Source organism: Paraburkholderia silviterrae, from assembly GCF_004353915.1.
Taxonomy (GTDB): Bacteria; Pseudomonadota; Gammaproteobacteria; order Burkholderiales; family Burkholderiaceae; genus Paraburkholderia; species Paraburkholderia silviterrae.
Window position 1 is genome coordinate 542,876 of sequence record NZ_SMRP01000002.1, and the last position, 16,954, is coordinate 559,829.

Genomic DNA, 16,954 nt, shown 5'->3' on the forward strand with positions numbered 1-16,954 from the left:
GTCACGCATGCTCGACTTTTTCCGCAATCACAAACGACTGATGATGATGATGCTGATGCTGGTGATTCTGCCAGGGCTCGGCTTCGTCGGCATTCAAGGCTTCCGCGGTTTCTTTGACGAGAGCGCGAACGTTGCGAGCGTCAACGGTCACAAGATCACTCGCGCCGAATTCGACAATGCCACGCGTCAGCAGATGGATCAGGCGCGGCAGATCATGGGCGCGCGCTTCGACGCGACTCAGTTCGATACGCCGCAGCATCGCAAGGACATTCTCGACGGGCTCATCCAGCAGCGCGTGCTCGTGGACGAAGTCCAGCGCCTGCATCTGACCGCCTCGGACGAGGCGGTGCGCCGCACGCTGTTGTCCGATCCGATCATCTCGTCGCTGAAGAACCCCGACGGTTCGATCGACCTCGACAGGTACAAGCAGTTGCTCGCCATGCAAGGCATGACGCCCGAGCAGTACGACGAGCGCGTGCGCTATAGCCTCGCGATGCAGCAGTTGCCGGCGGCGCTCGTGAACAGCGCGTTCACGCCGAAGGCGCTTGCGCAGCAGCTCACGGAGCTTTCCGAGCAGCAGCGCGAGGTGCAGGGGCTCGCGTTCCACGCGAGCGATTACGCGCCGAAGATCACGCCCACCGACGCCCAGCTGCAGTCGTACTACGACGCGCACAAGGACGACTTCGCCACGCCGGCCACGGCACAGATCCAGTATCTGGTGCTGTCGGCCGCAACGGTTGCGGCCTCGGTCAATCCGACGGATGCCGATCTCAAGAAGTACTACGACGACAACATCGCCCATTACAAGACGCAGGAAGAGGTGCGGGCGAGCCACATCCTGATCACGGTTGCGAAGGACGCGAGCGCAGCCGATCGCGCCGCCGCCAAGCAGAAGGCCGAGCAGATTCTCGCCGAGGTCAAGGCGCATCCCGACCAGTTCGCGCAGATCGCCCAAAAGGACTCGCAGGATCCGGGCTCGGCCTCGAAGGGCGGTGACCTCGGCTACTTCGGCCCGGGCATGATCGCGGGCGGCCAGGCCTTCGACGATGCCGTCTTCAAGCTCAAGAAGGACGAGATCAGCGACGTGATCCAGTCGGACTTCGGCTATCACATCGTCAAACTGACGGACATCAAGCCGTCGGTGACCAAGTCGTTCGACGAAGTCAAAGGCCAGATCGCCAATGACGTGAAGTCGCAGCAGGCGGCGAAGCTGCTCGCCGACGCGACGGACGGCTTTACCTCGACGGTCTACGAGCAGTCGAAGAGCCTCCAGCCGGCCGCCGACAAGTACAAGCTCACGCTCCAGACGGCCACGGTCACGCCGAAGCCGAACCCCGCGTTGCCGCAGGACAGCCCGCTGAACAACCAGAAGTTCCTCGACGCGGTGTTCGCGAGCGACTCGGTGAACCAGCACAACAACACCCAGGCGATCGACGTCGGCAACAGCACGCTGATCTCTGCGCACGTGACGAGCTTCCAGCCCGCCGCCGTGCCCGCGTTCGCTGCCGTCAAGGATGCCGTGCGTCAGAAGGTGGTTGCGCAGCAGGCCGGTGAGACGGCGCGCAAGGACGGCGAAGCGAAGCTCGCGGCGCTGCAGAAGTCGAAGGCCACTGACGGTTTCTCGTCGGCGGTGAAGGTCACGCGCAACGATGCACAGGGACTGCCGCCCAATGCGCTTTCGGCGGTGTTCAAGGCCGACCCGCAGAAGTTGCCCGCCTATGTGGGCGTCGATCTCGGCGACCAGGGCTATGCGATCTATCGCGTGAACAGCGTGACCAACGGCCCGCCCGCCGATGGTCCGCGTCTCACCGCCGCGCAGCAGCAGCTCGCAGGCGTGAGCGGCCAATCCGAGACGCAGGCTTATCTCGATGCGTTGCGCGATCGCTCCAAGGTCAAGCTGTATGGCTCCCTGAGCGCATCCAGCCAGTCTGACGGCGACGGGCAGTAAGCGTCGCAGCCGGCTTCACGCCAAGGCGCGTGAGTGTAAAAAAAGCCCCGCAAATGCGGGGCTTTTGTTTGGGCGTTCGCAGCGCGACTGAGGTGCTGCGCGCGCGTGCATTCGCAATCAGAGGCAGGCGCTGATATCGCTGGTGGCGTCGCTGCCCGCGCCACCGCCGGCACGGAAACCGACCCACGTCTTGGCATTGGCGTTCCACGCCGGGCGCACCGTTGCGGCCGCACCGTTCGGCGGCTGCTGGCCGGGCACATAGACATCGACGGCCTGGTCGTTTGCCATGACGCTTTGCTGGACGACTTGCTGCTGCGAGCGGTCGGCCCACTTCTTGGCGATGCACTGTGCAACGGCCGCCGGTGGTTGCTGGCTGGTGCCGACCGATTGCGCGCCGTTCGGCAACGGCTGATTGGCGCAGGCTGCAAGGGTGGCCGTAATGGCAATCAGAGGTAGGAATTTCACGTTATCTCCCTTCAGTCAGAGTCAGTCGAGGATCAGACGAAAGCCGTTCGTCCGCTGCAAACGTGTGACCTGGCACACGACGCACAACGCGCTTTACGGCGTCACACTACGGCGTCACACGCCTGATACGAGGGCGCAATGACGCATCATGCAGATGCGCGCCGTTACGCTGTCAACGCTGCGTGCCGCCGCCACCGAGCAGCGGCTTGAGCGTCGGCCACACGTTGTCGAGCAGCAAGGGCTGTGCCTGCTGGTTCGGATGCATCTGGTCGGACTGAAAGAGATTGGGCTTGTCGGCGAGGCCGGCGAGCAGGAACGGCACTAGCGGCACGTGCAGCTCCGTAGAAAGCTGGCCGTAGAGGCCATGGAACTTGCGGGTATAGTCGGGGCCGTAATTGGGTGGCACGTACATGCCCACCAGCACCGGCTGCGCATGGCCTTTACGGATCTGGTCGACGATCGCGCGAAGATTGCTTTCCGTCGTCGTGAGCGGAACGCCGCGCAGCGCGTCGTTCGCGCCGAGCTCGACGATCACGATGGAGGGCTTCATGCGCTGCATGACGAGCGGGAGGCGGGCGAGCCCGCCGCTCGTCGTGTCGCCGCTGATGCTCGCATTGGCGACGCTATAATCGATCCGCTCGCTCGTGAGCCGCTGGCGCAGCAGCGCGACCCAGCCCGTGTCGCGCGGCAGGCCGTATTCGGCGGAGAGGCTGTCGCCGAGCACGGCGATGACGGGCTTCGCGGCGGCGGGCTGCACGGCGGGCGCGGTAGCTGCGACGGCGTCGTGCGAGCCGCCGGGCAGGGCGGCGCTGGCAGCGATACCCAGCACGGCCGTGGCCGTAAAAGCAGCGAGGGTAGCGATGGTGTTGAGGCCGGCGCGGGCCGTGGCGGCCGGCGCGGCGTGCCGCGCGCAGGCGGCGAATCTTTGCTTCATCATGTGCGAATGAATAGCGATCCAGTCATCGAAGTGCGTGGCCTGTGCAAGCGGGTCACCGACGCGAGCGGCGAGCTGACCATACTCGACGGCATCGACCTGACCGTGCACGCGGGTAGCAGCGTGGCGATCGTGGGCGCGTCGGGTTCGGGCAAGTCTACGCTGCTGGGCCTCCTGGCCGGGTTGGACAGCGCGAGCGCGGGCTCGGTTCGCCTGCTCGGCCATGAGCTTACTGGCATGGCCGAAGATCAGCGCGCGGCGTTGCGCAACGGCTCGGTGGGCTTCGTGTTCCAGTCGTTCCAGCTGATGCCGCATCTGACCGCGCTCGAGAACGTCGCGCTGCCGCTCGAGCTGCAGGGCGGCCTCACCACGCGCGAGGCGTTCGCGCGCGCCCGCGCCCTGCTGGAGCGCGTCGGGCTCGGGCAGCGCACGGCCCATTATCCGAAGCTGCTCTCGGGCGGCGAGCAGCAGCGCGTGGCGCTGGCCCGCGCGTTCGTCACGCACCCGGCCGTGCTGTTCGCGGACGAGCCCACCGGCAGCCTCGATGCCGCCACCGGGCATGCCGTCATCGACCTGATGTTCGAGCTCAATCGTGCAAACAGTAGTGGAAACAGCGATGCAAGCGGCGCGACGCTCGTGCTCGTCACGCACGACGTCGATCTCGCGCGCCGCTGCGACTCCATGGTGACGATCGAGGCCGGCCGCCGCGTGCCGAATGCGCCGCATACAGGCAGCCCGGAGGACGTGCGCGAGGCGCCAGAGCGGGGGCGTATCGAGGCGGGCCGTTGACCCGGCCCCACACGCTTTAGCTCCCCAAACAAACAAGGCGTGCGCGGCTCTCACCGCGCACGCCTTTTTCATGCCATCAGCGCATCAACGCTTGAGCGCCGCGCGCGCCCGCGCGATCAGCGCGGATGTCGACGAATCGTGCGGCTTCACGTCGGCGCTCGCGGCCGTGAGGTCGGCCTCGACCACCTTGCCGAGAATCTTGCCGAGCTCCACGCCCCACTGATCGAACGGGTTGATGTTCCAGACCGAGGCCTGCACCAGCACCTTGTGTTCGTACAGCGCGATCAGCGCGCCGAGCGAGCGTGCCGTGAGCGCGTCGACGAGCAGCGTCGTGGTCGGACGGTTGCCGGGGAAGACGAGGTGCGGCACGAGCTCGGGCTTGTCCGGGCCGGCCACCTTGCGCGCTTCCTCTTCGGTGCGGCCGAGCATCAGGGCTTCACTCTGCGCGAAGCAGTTGGCGAGCAGCTTCGGATGATGGTCGCCGAGCGGATGCTCGGGCGTGAGCACGGCGACGAAGTCGATCGGCACGATCGTCGGGCCCTGGTGCAGCATCTGGAAGAACGCATGCTGGCCGTTCGTGCCAGGCTCCCCCCAGGTGACCGCAGCGGTCGGGTAATCGACGAACTGGCCGTCGAGGCGCGCCGACTTGCCGTTGCTCTCCATTTCGAGCTGCTGGAGGTAGGCGGGCAGGTAGTGCAGGGCTTCCGAGTACGGCGCGACCAGATAGCTCTGCGAGCCGAAAAAGTTGCGATACCAGATGCCGATCATGCCGAGCAGCACGGGCAGGTTCTTTTCGAGCGGCGCTTCGCGGAAGTGCTTGTCCATGTCGTGGGCGCCCGCGAGCAGCTCGTCGAATTGCTGCGGCCCGATCGCAATCATGATCGAGAGCCCCACGGCCGACCACAGCGAATAGCGGCCGCCCACCCAGTCCCACATCTCGAAGACGTTGTCCTTGGCGATGCCGAATTTCACGACTTCGGCGGGATTCGCCGAAACGCCCACGAAGTGCTTCGCGAGCGCGCTTTCCGGGCAACCGTGCTTGACGAACCAGTCGCGCATCGAACGCGCGTTCGTCATGGTCTCGAGCGTCGTGAAGGTCTTCGAGACGATGATCGCCAGCGTTTCCTCCGGATCGATGTCCTCGATCACACGCCAGAGGTCGGCGCCGTCGACGTTCGAAACGAAGTGCGAGTGGATCTCGGGCGTTTCGAGATGCTTGAGCGCGTGAACGACCATCTTCGGCCCAAGGTCCGAGCCGCCGATGCCGATGTTCACCACGTGACGGATGCGCTTGCCCGTGTAGCCGGTCCACGCGCCGCTGCGCACGGCGTCGGCGAACTTCGCCATCTTGGCGCGCTCGGCGGCGATCTGCGCGTGGAACGGCGCGTCGGGCTCGGTTGCGCGCAGCGCGGTATGCAGCGCGGCGCGGCCTTCGGTCGGATTGACGACTTCGCCCGCGAACATCGCATCGCGGCGCTGTTCGACGCCGGCCTCGCGCGCGAGCTGCACGAGCAGCTTGAGCGTGGCGTCGTTGATGCGGTTCTTCGAGAAGTCGGCTCCAAGGCCGCCGCCCGTGTACGTGTAGCGTTCAGCGCGAGTCGGCGCGGGATCGTTGGCGGGTGCGAACCAGTCGCGCATCTTTTCGTTGCGGATCTGTTCGTAGTGCGTCTGTAGCGCGGACCAGGCAGGAAGCGGATTCGTCATGTTCGTCTAGCGCGGGAAAACGAAGGGAGGGCGGCGGACGGCGCTGCGCCGGTGTGCCGACGCGCGCGTCACGCGCTGCGGGGATGCGCGCGCCGCCGGTGAGCGGCGCGCGAAAGATCAGTATAGCGGGGCCGTGTGTCACTGGGCAGCACCGCGCTAATCGCCGGGCGAGACCAGCAAGTTGCGTGCCGCAAGGCTGCGGCCGAAAGCTTGCATCAATCTTTCGGCGCGTAGAACAGGCGGTTCATCAGGCGCCGGACCACCGGTGCGAGTTCGCCGGCGGCGAGACCCACGGGGCCGTCGCCCTCGCTAACGAGCGTATCGGCGGCGAGGCCATGCAGGTAGACGCCGGCCAGCGCGGCTTCCCAGGGTGGCAGGCGTTGCGCGAGCAGGGCGCCGATCAGTCCGCCGAGCACGTCGCCGGTGCCGCCGGTGGCCAGCGCCGCATTGCCGGTGGGGTTGACGGCGATGCGGCCGTCGGGTGCGGCGATCACCGTGCCGCTGCCCTTGAGCACGGCGACCGCGGCGTAGCGCATCGCGAGTGCGCGCGCCGCGGCCAGCCGGTCGCGCTGCACGGCTCCCGTATCGGTGCCGAGCAGGCGCGCAGCTTCGAGCGGATGGGGCGTGAGCACACATGGCGCGCCGTGCGTGTGCAAGTGCTCGGCCACGCGCTTGGCGAGCAAGTCGTCGCGGGCGACGAGGTTCAAGGCGTCCGCGTCGAGGAGCACCGAAACATCGAGCTGCAGGATGCGGTCGACGAGCTGCCGCGCCGATGCGCTCCCGCCCATGCCGCAGCCCGCCGCGACGGCGCTCATCGTGTCGAGGGCGAGCTTGCCGGCGGTGTGCAGCATCAACTCGGGATGTGGCGCGTCGTAGGGCGGCGCGTCGCTGCCGAGGAAGCCCACGTGAACCTTGCCGGCGCCTGAGAGCAGTGCGGCGCGTGCGGCGAGGATCGGCGCGCCGCACATGCCGGTGTCGCCGCCCACCACGGCGAGCGTGCCGAAGCTGCCCTTGTGGGTGGCGAAGTCGCGCGGCGGCAGCGCCGCGGCGAATAGCGCCGGCGCGTTGAGCCGCGCGGGTCGGGCATTCGTGTCTGCCACCGGATGCGCTCCGGGGCCGGCTTCGATGCCGGTTGGCTGGGTGGCTTTTGCGCCTGGCGCCACGTCGGACGCCAGGCCCGCATCCAGGCCGATAGGCGCCACGCTCACGGCGCCGGCGTAATCGCGGCCCGCGCCCGTATAGAGCCCCGGCTTCGCGGCGATGAAGGTGACGGTATGGGTCGCGCGCACGGCCGGGCCGCCACCGACGACGTTGCCCGTGTCGCTGTCGAGGCCGCTCGGCACATCGAGCGCGAGCACATGGCCGTGGCTGCGCGCGCGCGCCGCCAGCCGCTGCGCAAGCGCACCGAACGCGCCGTCGAGCGCGCGGGCGAGGCCGATGCCGAACAGGCCATCGACGAGCCAGCCGTAGGCTTCGAACGACTCGGGCGGCACGCGGGTGATCGATACGCTTGCGGCGCGCGCCTCGGCGAGCGCCCAGCGCGCGTCGTCGGGCTTCACTTCGAGCGGCATGCAGACTTCGACGGCGATGCCCGCGCGCTTGAGCTCGGCGGCGGCCACGAGCGCGTCGCCGCCGTTGTTGCCGGGGCCGGCGGCGAACCAGACGGGCTTCGCGCTGATCGGCGACGGCGCATGCGCGATCTGCTCGCGCAGAAAATGGGCTGCGGCGGCGCCGGCTCGTGCCATCAGCGTGTGCGCGGGTAGCGCGCCTTGGGCGGCCGTTTCGGCCTCGCGTAGCTGCGCAACGCTCAGGAGTGGCACGGCGCGGTCGTGCGGATTGACGAGCATCGGAAGGGGCAGGGTGAGCGTGGCGTCTGTCATGGTGGCGAAGGCAGCCGCAAGAGACGGCCGCGCGTGCGGGAATTCGACAATGCAACGATACCCGAGCGCCGCGCGCCCGGGTGTAGGCAGACGCGCTGTCGCGCTCGCTCAGAGGGTGTCAGCGGCCCTGGAACATCATGAAGCGCAAAGGAAACAAGGCGCGAGAGCGCCTCAACCGCGCCCGGGCCAGAGCGCTTCGATGGTCTCGGCGGGCAGATCGGGGGCGGTGCCCGAGATCTGCGCAGCAATGAGGCGCGCCGATCCCAGCGCGAGCGCCCAGCCGGCCGGCCCGTGCCCCGCGTTGACGTAGAGCCGCGGGTGCCCCGCGGTGCCCACCGCGGGCATGCCGTCGGCGGAGAGCAGCTTCATGCCCTCCCACGCGAGCGCCGCCGAAATGCGCGCGGCGCCTGGCGCCCAATCGCGCGAGGCCTCGCCGAGCAGGGCGAGGGCCTCTTCGGTGAGCGCCTCGGGCAGCGGCTCGTCGAGCTCCTTCATGCGCTGAAGCACCGCGCCGCCCGAAATGCGCAGCCGGTGGTTCGTGCGCGTGATCGCGATACGCCGCGCTGCATCGATCAGCGTCGTATGCGGCACGCATTCCTCATGCGCGACGGGCGCGTTCAGTGTGTGCATGCGCACGGGATAGAACGGCAGCTTGAAGCCGAGCGGCGCGAGCAGCTTCGGGGTTTGCGCGCCCGCCGCGACGACCACGGCATCGGCGGAAATCACTTCGACTTCGCGCTTGCGTGCCGCCTCCTCGGGGCGCGGCGCAAGCTCCACGGCCGCGCGCGTGTTCTCGAGGCGGATCGCGCTCACGCTGCGCCCGGTCTGGAACTGCACGCCGCCGAGCGTATCGAGCACTTGCTTGAGCTGCTTGACGAAGAGCGGGCAGTTGGCCACGCGCGCGTGGTCGAAGCGCACGGCGCCCGCGAACGGCGGATCGGCGGGAATCGTGTGCTCGGCTGCCACGCACTCGTGCGCAGTGAGGACGTGATGCGGCGTCTCGAAATGACGCAGCAGTTCGAGCGCGGGTTGCGTGAGCGACCATTCGTCGCTGCCGCGAACGAGGTAGAGCAGGCCTTCGCGCTGCTCGTATTCGAGCTGGAAGCGGCCCTCGGCGTCGTCCAGCACACTCTGCGCCGATTCGATCAACGGCCGCAGGAGCGTATAGCGCGCGGCGAAGGCTTCGGAGCCGTGCAGTGCCGAGAGACGCTTCACGAAGGTGCGCGCATGGCCGGTGAAGCCGGTCTTGCAGATCACTCCGCCCGACGATTGCCGGCCGTTGCGCAGGAAAGTGGGGCCGAACCAGACGTCGAGTGGCGTGGGCAGCACGACGCCGCTATGGCCATAGCTCGCGCCTTGTGCAACGGTGGCGTGGCGCTCGACCACGCAGACGCGATGGCCCGCCGCGCGCAACTGGTAGGCGGTGGCGACGCCGGCGATTCCGCCGCCAATGACGATGACATCCATGATGATTCGATCTGCAGGCAGGCGGCGCGCCGAGGAGCGAGGGCACCCTGCCGAAGGGGGTGTGGCATGCGGCGCGGGCTGTCGCGCCGATCGGGTGAAACGCGCAATCATAGCAGCCAAACCGGGCCGCTCGCCATGTGCGTGGCACGCGCGCGTCGATGCCAGGCAAGCGGGCAATCACGCCGCGCTAGCGCCGTTCGCGAGGCGCGCAATACCGGCCGGCCACCGCTACGCCAGCGCATCCTGAATCAAGAAAATAGCCATGACGCCACGTGGATCGTCGTGATGCCATACGCCGATGTCGCAAAAAGACGCACGGGCGTGCCGCTTCAAACGCGTTGCGCCCGCCTGGAAGGGCGGCCGGAAGGGGGCTTCCGGGTTATAATCGCGGTCTCCTTTCATCGCCCGACGTCGGCCCGACGTCACCGCCTGCGTGCGACGCTTCGCCACCCCGCGAGACGCCCGTGCGAGGCGAAGGCGCGACGCAACTTCGACGCAACGCCCCAGTCCATGGCCCACTTCTCGTGTTTCCCCGGTGCTTCGGCCCTCTCCGATTTCCGCCAGACCCGTCTGCTTGAAACGCTTCAGCGTATCGATGCCAATATCGTCGGCGTGCACGGTCAGTTCCTGCACTTCGTCAACTCGGCCACGCCACTTTCCGCTGACGACAGCGCGAAGATCGAAGCGCTGATGCACTACGGCGCGCCGTTCGCGGCCCCCCAGGAGCGCGGCAGCGCGGTGACGTTCCTCGTCGTGCCGCGCTTCGGCACGGTGTCGCCGTGGGCGAGCAAGGCCACCGACATCGCGCATCACTGCGGCCTCGAGCAGGTGCGCCGCATCGAGCGCGGCGTCGAGTACACGGTGACTCTCAAGAGCGGCCTGCTGGGCGGCAAGAAGACCTTGTCGGACGAGGCGCACGCCGCTGTCGCGGCCGCGCTGCACGATCGCATGACCGAGAGCGTGGCGGCCTCGCGCGACACGGCGCTGCATCTGTTCGACGAGCTGCCGGCGCGTCCGATGCAGACTGTCGACGTGCTCGGCCACGGCCGCAAGGCGCTCGAGACGGCCAACGCCGAATTGGGCCTCGCGCTCGCCGACGACGAAATCGACTACCTCGTCGAGAACTTCACGAAGCTCGAGCGCAATCCGACCGACGTCGAGCTCATGATGTTCGCGCAGGCCAACAGCGAGCACTGCCGCCACAAGATCTTCAACGCGAGCTGGACGATCGACGGCCAGGACCAGGACCTGTCGCTGTTCGCGATGATCCGCAACACCGAGAAGGTGAGCCCGCGGGGCACCATCGTCGCGTACTCGGACAACTCGTCGATCATGGAAGGCGCGGTCGCGGAACGCTGGTTCCCGCGCAAGAGCAACGCTGACGGCGCACCGGGCGAGCAGTACGGTCGCCACACCGAGCTCACGCACACGCTGATGAAGGTGGAGACGCACAACCACCCGACCGCGATCTCGCCGTTCGCCGGCGCGGCAACGGGCTCGGGCGGCGAAATCCGCGACGAAGGCGCGACGGGCCGCGGCGCGCGTCCGAAGGCCGGCCTCACGGGCTTCACCGTCTCGAATCTCGATTTGCCCGACGCGCGCGAAACGTGGGAAAACGCCCGCGACGCGCTCACGCCGCTCGCGCACCGCAATCCCACGGACACCGGCGAGGCTTACGGCCGCCCGGACCGCATCGCCTCGCCGCTGCAGATCATGATCGACGGGCCGCTCGGCGGCGCCGCGTTCAACAACGAATTCGGCCGTCCGAACCTCGGCGGCTACTTCCGCACCTACGAGCAGAACGTTGCGGGCACCGTGCGCGGCTATCACAAGCCGATCATGATCGCGGGCGGCATCGGCAACATCAGCGCGACGCTCACGCACAAGCAGGACCTGCCCGCCGGCACGCTGCTGATCCAGATTGGCGGCCCCGGCATGCGCATCGGCATGGGCGGTGGCGCGGCCAGCTCGATGGCCACGGGCACGAACACCGCCGAGCTCGACTTCGACTCGGTGCAGCGCGGCAATCCTGAAATCGAGCGCCGCGCGCAGGAAGTCATCAACTCGTGCTGGCAGCTGGGCGAGGCCAACCCGATCCTCTCGATTCACGACGTGGGCGCGGGCGGCCTCTCGAACGCGTTCCCCGAGCTCGTCGACGGCGCCGACAAGGGCGCGCGTTTTGAACTGCGCCAGGTGCAGCTCGAAGAGTCGGGCCTCTCGCCGCGCGAGATCTGGTCGAACGAGTCGCAGGAGCGTTACGTCCTCGCGATCCCGCCCGCCGATCTGCCGATGTTCGAAGCGATCTGCCAGCGCGAGCGCTGCCCGTTCGCCGTGGTGGGCGTGGCGACCGCGGAGCGCGAACTGAAGCTGATCGATACCGATGAGCAGGCGCTCGCCGCGAACGGCGGCCACCAGCCCGTCGACATGCCGATGGACATCCTGCTCGGCAAGCCGCCGCGCATGCACCGCAACGTCGAGCACGCGAGCACGCCGCTCACGCCGGTCGAAGTCACGGGCATCTCGCTCGACGAAGTCGCAAAGAGCGTGCTGCGCAACCCGACGGTCGGCAGCAAGTCCTTCCTCATCACCATTGGCGACCGCTCGGTGGGCGGCACGACGGTGCGCGACCAGATGGTCGGCCCGTGGCAGGTGCCGGTGGCCGACTGCGCGATCACGGCGCTCGACTACGCGGGCTACAAGGGCGAAGCGATGACGATGGCCGAGCGCACGCCGCTCGCCGTGATCGATGCGCCCGCGTCAGGCCGCATGGCCGTGGGCGAGGCGATCACCAACATCGCGAGCGCGCCCATTCTCTCGCTCGACAAGCTCAAGCTCTCGGCGAACTGGATGGCCGCATGCGGCGCGCCGGGCGAAGACGCCGCGCTTTACGACACCGTGAAGGCGATCGGCATGGAGCTGTGTCCGGCGCTCGGCATCGGCATTCCGGTGGGCAAGGATTCGCTCTCGATGCGCACGAAGTGGAATGAGGAGGGCGTCGCGAAGGAAGTCGTCGCGCCGGTCTCGCTCATCATTTCCGCATTCGCGCCGGTCGAGGACGTGCGCCGCCACGTGACGCCGCAACTGCGCCGCGTCGACGAGGTGGGCGAATCGGTGCTGATCGCGGTCGATCTCGGCCGCGGCAAGAACCGCATGGGCGGCAGCATCTTCGCGCAGGTCACGCAACAGGTGGGCGACGCGGTGCCCGACGTGGACAGCGCCGAAGACCTCAAGCAGTTCTTCACGGCGATCCAGCAGCTCAACGCGAACGAGCAGCTGCTCGCGTACCACGACCGCTCGGACGGCGGCCTGTGGGCGACGGTCTGCGAAATGGCGTTCGCGGGCCATACGGGCGTGTCGCTGAACGTCGACATGCTCACGCTCGACAGCGAGCACGAGTCCGATTACGGCGATGCGAAGGACTGGGCGAAGCAGACGAGCGGCCGCCGCGAAGACCGCACGCTGCGCGCGCTGTTCTCGGAGGAATTGGGCGCCGTGATCCAGGTGCCGGCTCAGCAGCGCGACGCCGTGTTTGCCGTGCTGCGCCAGCATGGTCTTTCGGCATGCTCGCATGTCGTCGGCACGCTGAATAACCGCGACTCGATTGAAATCTATCGCGACGCCAAGCGCATCTACGCCGCGCCGCGCGCGGAACTGCATCGCGTGTGGAGCGAAGTGAGCTGGCGCATCGCGCGCCTGCGCGACAATCCCGCGTGCGCCGACGCCGAATACGACGCGCTGCTCGACGCCGCCGATCCGGGCATGCAGCCGCATCTCACGTTCGACCCGGCTGAAGACGTGGCCGCGCCGTTCGTCGGCAAGGGCGCGCGTCCGCGCGTGGCGATCCTGCGCGAGCAGGGCGTGAACTCGCACCTCGAAACGGCCTATGCGTTCGATCGCGCCGGCTTCGATGCGCACGACGTGCACATGAGCGATCTGCTCGAAGGCCGCGCCACGCTCGCCGACTTCGCGGGCGCAGTGGCCTGCGGTGGCTTCTCGTACGGCGACGTGCTGGGCGCGGGCGAGGGCTGGGCCAAGACGGTCCGCTTCAACGCGAAGCTCGCGGACATGTTCGCGGCGTTCTTCGCGCGTGAGGACACGTTTGCGCTCGGCATCTGCAACGGCTGCCAGATGATGTCGAGCCTGGCCTCGATGATCCCGGGCGCGCAAGCCTGGCCGAAGTTCACGCGCAACAAGTCGGAGCAGTTCGAAGCGCGCTTCTCGCTCGTCGAAGTGCAGAGCTCGCCGTCGATCTTCTTCAACGGCATGGAAGGCTCGCGCATTCCGGTCGCGGTCGCGCACGGCGAAGGTTTTGCGGACTTCTCGCAGCAGGGCGACGTCTCGAAGGTGGCCGTGGCGATGCGCTACGTCGACCACCGCGGCCAGGCAACCGAAGGCTATCCGTTCAACCCGAACGGCTCGCCGCAGGGCATCACCTCGGTCACGACGCCCGACGGCCGCTTCACGGTGCTGATGCCGCACACCGAGCGCGTGCAGCGCACGGTAACGATGAGTTGGCATCCGGAAGGCTGGGGCGAGGCGAGCCCGTGGCTGCGTGCGTTCCAGAACGCGCGCAAGTGGCTGGGCTAAGCCGCGCTGCCGTTTGGCCGTCAGACTGACGGCCCTGTCGGAGTCGAGAGACCCCGGCCACGCTCCAGATCTGGGTGTGGCCGGGTTTTTTGCGTTTTGGGCGCGCGGATGATGCTTTCGGGGCGGTGAGAGCTTCGCGTTGCGGCGAATACAGCCATTATTCGCCGCATTCTGTGCGGCGATTGGCTTGTCGCTGCGGCGAATAGGGCTCATAATCACCGCATGAATAGCGGCGATTACACGTACATCTGGCAAGCCGGTGACTGGCCAATCTGGCGCTACGACCTGGCGAAGCTGGCTGAGCCCATGGCTGAGGCCAGTCGCGCCCAAGGTTTATTGGCGGGCCGTCTGGCCGATGTTGGCATGGCGTTGCGCGACCAGGCCAGCCTGGCGGCCTTGACCGAGGACGTGGTCAAGACGAGCGAGATCGAAGGCGAGCAGCTCAATGTTGCGTCAGTTCGGTCGTCAATTGCACGCCGTCTCGGCGTGGATATTGGCGCGCTCGCGCCGGTCGATCGCCACGTCGAGGGCGTGGTCGAGATGGTGCTCGACGCGACATCCAACAGCCAGATGCCGGTCACCCGTGAGCGCCTCTTTGGATGGCATGCCGCGCTGTTTCCGACAGGCTACACAGGTCTATCCAGGATCAACGTCGGCGCATGGCGCGACGATGCCAGTGGGCCCATGCAAGTGGTGTCCGGTCCGCTTGGTCGTCAGCGGGTCCATTTCGAAGCGCCGCCGGCGGACCGGATGGAGGCTGAAACGAGCCGATTCCTGGACTGGATCAACGCGCCCCCGCAAGATCCGCCGCTGATCAAGGCCGCGCTCGGCCACCTGTGGTTCGTCACGTTGCACCCGTTCGACGACGGCAACGGCCGGGTGGCACGCGCCATCGGCGACTTGCTGCTCGCGCGCGCCGACGGCAGCCCGCAACGCTTCTACAGCTTGTCGGCGCAGATCCAGCGAGAACGCAACGCGTATTACGAGATTCTGGAGCGCACGCAAAAGCACTCCATGGATGTCACGGAATGGCTGCTCTGGTCTCTCGATGCGCTGCGTCGTGCAATCGACCAGGCGCAGTTCACGCTCGACGCGGTGCTGGCCAAGGCAAGCTTCTGGCGTCACTGGGCCACGTCGCCGTTCAATGAGCGGCAGGTCAAGTTGCTCAACAAGCTGCTCGATGGTTTCGACGGCAAGCTCACCAGCGGCAAATGGGCGGCCATCGCCAAATGCTCCTCCGATACCGCGCTACGCGATATCAGCGACCTGCTGGCGCGCGGCGTCCTGCGCAAGGCGCAAGGCGGCGGCCGCAGCACGAGCTACGAGTTGAATGCTTTGCCGAAGTAGCGGCGCTCCTGAACGGCCTGGCCGCCAGCGCGCCAAGATCCGCCAGGCCAACAAAAAACCCCGCGCCTTCGCAGGTCGCGGGGTTTTTTGATCGCAGCAAACAAGCCGCGAACGCAGCCTTACTGAATCTTGGCCTTGTCGCGCAGTTGCTGCTCGAACGCGAGCAGCTTTTGCTGCTGCAGTTGCTGCACGATTTGCGGACGCACCTGCTCGAGCGGCGGCGGCGCGATGTCGCGAATGTCGTCCACGCGGATGATGTGCCAGCCGAACTGCGTGTGCACCGGCGTATCGGTGATCTGGCCTTTCTGCAGGTGCGTCGCCGCATCGGCGAATTCCGGCACGTAGGCCTTCGGGTCCGACCAGTCGAGATCGCCGCCGTTCTTCGCCGAACCCGGGTCCTTCGAGTATTGTTTCGCGAGGTCTTCGAAGTTCGCGCCGGCCTTGATCTTCGCGATCAGGTCCTTCGCCTGCTGCTCGTTGTCAACGAGGATGTGATGCAGGTGGTATTCCTTGCCGCCCGCGCTTTGCGTGAGCTTGTCGTACATCGCCTTGACTTCGGCGTCGGTGGGCGGGTTGTTCTTGAGGAAATCCTGGATCCACGCATGCAGGACGACCTGCTGCTGCGCCATCGCCAGTTGCGCCTTCACGTCCGGACGGTTCGGAATGCCCAGGCGCGCCGCTTCCTGCATCAGCACCTGACGGTTGATGAGTTCCTCGCGCACGGCCTTTTCCAGGTCCGGCGTATCTTGCTGGCCCTGGGCCACGACCTGGGCGATGAGCGCGTCGGCCTGCGACTTCGGAATCGGCGTGCCGTTCACGACGGCGACGTTCTGCGCAAAGGCGGGAGCCGCCGCAAACGCAGCCAGCAACACCCAGAGACGGGATTTCTTCAGGGTCATCGAAAAGTCCTAACGGGGCGAATCAAAAAGTGGGGATTAGCGGGGCAGCGCTGCCGCCTCTTCGGGCGTGAGCGCCGTGATCGCGAGCGCGTGAATGCCGCGCTGCATGGCTTCGGCCAGCGCATCATACACCATGCGATGCCTTGCCACGCGGGCTTTCCCCGCGAATGCGGCCGCAACGATCGTGACGTGATAGTGGCCGCCCGCCGAGGCGCCGGCATGGCCTGCGTGCTGTGCGCTGTCGTCGCGCACGACGATCGACTCGACGGGCGCGAGCGCCGCCGTGAGGCGCGTTTCGATCAGCGCCATGCGCTCGGCGGGGCTGGAATTGAGAAACACGTCGCTCATTCTTCTTCCTTCATATAACGCGAGAGCCACAGGCTCTGGCCGACGATGAACACCACGAGGATGCCCGTCGCGCCGAACAGCTTGAAGTCGACCCATGCATCGGTGGAGAAGTGGTACGCGACGAACAGATTGAGGATGCCGAGCAGCGCGAAGAAGACCGACCAGACGAAGTTCAGTTGCGTCCAGATGCGCGGCGGCAGGCTGATCTGCTTGCCCATCATCGCTTCGATGAGGTTCTTGCCGAACGCCACCTGCGAAACCAGCAGCACGACCGAGAAGGCCCAGTAGAGCACCGTGGGCTTCCACTTGATGAAGGTCTCGTCGTGCAGCATGAGCGTGGCGCCGCCGAACACGACGACGATCCCGAGACTCAGCCACAGCATGGGGTCGACCTTGCGGTGACGGAACGCCACCCACGCGATCTGCGCGAGCGTCGCGACGATCGCGACGGCCGTGGCCGTGAAGATGCCCCACACCTTGAAGGCGACAAAGAACAGGATGATCGGGAACAGATCAAACAGAAATTTCATATCGGCCTGGAAGTTTACAAAATGAGCCGCAAAAAGAGGGCGCGACGCTTTCAGTC

At 67.0% G+C, this 16,954-nt stretch carries 12 protein-coding genes; 4 read left to right on the plus strand and 8 right to left on the minus strand.

The genetic code is table 11. The features are described from left to right. Window positions 1-7: 7 nt before the first annotated feature. Window positions 8-1,948, plus strand: coding sequence for a SurA N-terminal domain-containing protein (locus tag EYW47_RS06675; RefSeq protein WP_133194053.1), 1,941 nt, complete (start codon window positions 8-10; stop codon window positions 1,946-1,948). A 117-nt stretch (window positions 1,949-2,065) separates the two neighbouring features. Here the strand turns inward: EYW47_RS06675 and EYW47_RS06680 are convergent, their stop codons facing one another. Together EYW47_RS06680 and EYW47_RS06685 are read right to left on the minus strand one after the other, a co-directional pair. Next, window positions 2,066-2,413, minus strand: coding sequence for a hypothetical protein (locus EYW47_RS06680; protein WP_133194054.1), 348 nt, complete (start codon window positions 2,411-2,413; stop codon window positions 2,066-2,068). Between the two features lie 172 nt (window positions 2,414-2,585). Beyond that, on the minus strand, window positions 2,586-3,350 hold the full coding sequence (locus tag EYW47_RS06685) for an arylesterase (protein WP_240763569.1): 765 nt from the start codon (window positions 3,348-3,350) through the stop codon (window positions 2,586-2,588). Window positions 3,351-3,356: 6 nt separating this feature from the next. Between EYW47_RS06685 and EYW47_RS06690 the strand changes: the two genes are divergently transcribed. Then, window positions 3,357-4,136: an ABC transporter ATP-binding protein gene (locus tag EYW47_RS06690; protein ID WP_133194055.1), complete on the plus strand. Its 780-nt coding sequence runs from the start codon at window positions 3,357-3,359 to the stop codon at window positions 4,134-4,136. An 84-nt stretch (window positions 4,137-4,220) separates the two neighbouring features. Here the strand turns inward: EYW47_RS06690 and pgi are convergent, their stop codons facing one another. The 3 genes from pgi to EYW47_RS06705 all read right to left on the minus strand — a co-directional run bounded on the left by pgi (window position 4,221) and on the right by EYW47_RS06705 (window position 9,187). After that, window positions 4,221-5,840 (minus strand): glucose-6-phosphate isomerase, encoded by a 1,620-nt coding sequence (gene pgi, locus EYW47_RS06695; RefSeq protein ID WP_133194056.1) that lies wholly within the window; start codon window positions 5,838-5,840, stop codon window positions 4,221-4,223. 215 nt (window positions 5,841-6,055) lie between these two features. Next, entirely contained in the window at window positions 6,056-7,720 is a 1,665-nt protein-coding gene (locus EYW47_RS06700; RefSeq protein WP_133194057.1) for an NAD(P)H-hydrate dehydratase, read from the minus strand. A gap of 171 nt (window positions 7,721-7,891) precedes the next feature. After that, a complete protein-coding gene (locus EYW47_RS06705) occupies window positions 7,892-9,187 on the minus strand; it encodes an FAD-dependent oxidoreductase (RefSeq protein ID WP_133194058.1) in 1,296 nt (431 codons plus the stop codon). A gap of 510 nt (window positions 9,188-9,697) precedes the next feature. Between EYW47_RS06705 and purL the strand changes: the two genes are divergently transcribed. Both purL and EYW47_RS06715 read left to right on the plus strand, forming a co-directional pair. After that, a complete protein-coding gene (gene purL / locus EYW47_RS06710; protein WP_133194059.1) occupies window positions 9,698-13,774 on the plus strand; it encodes a phosphoribosylformylglycinamidine synthase in 4,077 nt (1,358 codons plus the stop codon). A gap of 222 nt (window positions 13,775-13,996) precedes the next feature. After that, window positions 13,997-15,121, plus strand: a complete 1,125-nt coding sequence (locus tag EYW47_RS06715) for a Fic family protein (RefSeq protein ID WP_133194060.1) — start codon at window positions 13,997-13,999, stop codon at window positions 15,119-15,121. Window positions 15,122-15,240: 119 nt separating this feature from the next. Here EYW47_RS06715 and EYW47_RS06720 read toward each other — a convergent pair whose 3' ends face one another. The 3 genes from EYW47_RS06720 to EYW47_RS06730 are packed head-to-tail and all read right to left on the minus strand — an operon-like array spanning window position 15,241 to window position 16,898. Next, window positions 15,241-16,020 (minus strand): peptidylprolyl isomerase, encoded by a 780-nt coding sequence (locus tag EYW47_RS06720; protein WP_133194061.1) that lies wholly within the window; start codon window positions 16,018-16,020, stop codon window positions 15,241-15,243. Between the two features lie 36 nt (window positions 16,021-16,056). Next, entirely contained in the window at window positions 16,057-16,368 is a 312-nt protein-coding gene (locus EYW47_RS06725; protein ID WP_133194062.1) for a BolA family protein, read from the minus strand. Next, on the minus strand, window positions 16,365-16,898 hold the full coding sequence (locus EYW47_RS06730) for a septation protein A (RefSeq protein WP_133194063.1): 534 nt from the start codon (window positions 16,896-16,898) through the stop codon (window positions 16,365-16,367). The genes EYW47_RS06725 and EYW47_RS06730 overlap by 4 nt, the downstream gene beginning before the upstream one ends. Window positions 16,899-16,954 lie beyond the last annotated feature (56 nt).

What these genes read in the sequence shown, in the direction of transcription:
- EYW47_RS06675 (WP_133194053.1), top strand. Translation starts at nt 8, where the DNA reads ATGCTCGACTTTTTCCGCAATCACAAACGACTGATGATGATGATGCTG.
- EYW47_RS06685 (WP_240763569.1), bottom strand. Translation starts at nt 3,350, where the DNA reads ATGATGAAGCAAAGATTCGCCGCCTGCGCGCGGCACGCCGCGCCGGCC.
- EYW47_RS06690 (WP_133194055.1), top strand. Translation starts at nt 3,357, where the DNA reads ATGAATAGCGATCCAGTCATCGAAGTGCGTGGCCTGTGCAAGCGGGTC.
- pgi (WP_133194056.1), bottom strand. Translation starts at nt 5,840, where the DNA reads ATGACGAATCCGCTTCCTGCCTGGTCCGCGCTACAGACGCACTACGAA.
- EYW47_RS06700 (WP_133194057.1), bottom strand. Translation starts at nt 7,720, where the DNA reads ATGACAGACGCCACGCTCACCCTGCCCCTTCCGATGCTCGTCAATCCG.
- EYW47_RS06705 (WP_133194058.1), bottom strand. Translation starts at nt 9,187, where the DNA reads ATGGATGTCATCGTCATTGGCGGCGGAATCGCCGGCGTCGCCACCGCC.
- purL (WP_133194059.1), top strand. Translation starts at nt 9,698, where the DNA reads ATGGCCCACTTCTCGTGTTTCCCCGGTGCTTCGGCCCTCTCCGATTTC.
- EYW47_RS06715 (WP_133194060.1), top strand. Translation starts at nt 13,997, where the DNA reads ATGAATAGCGGCGATTACACGTACATCTGGCAAGCCGGTGACTGGCCA.
- EYW47_RS06720 (WP_133194061.1), bottom strand. Translation starts at nt 16,020, where the DNA reads ATGACCCTGAAGAAATCCCGTCTCTGGGTGTTGCTGGCTGCGTTTGCG.
- EYW47_RS06725 (WP_133194062.1), bottom strand. Translation starts at nt 16,368, where the DNA reads ATGAGCGACGTGTTTCTCAATTCCAGCCCCGCCGAGCGCATGGCGCTG.
- EYW47_RS06730 (WP_133194063.1), bottom strand. Translation starts at nt 16,898, where the DNA reads ATGAAATTTCTGTTTGATCTGTTCCCGATCATCCTGTTCTTTGTCGCC.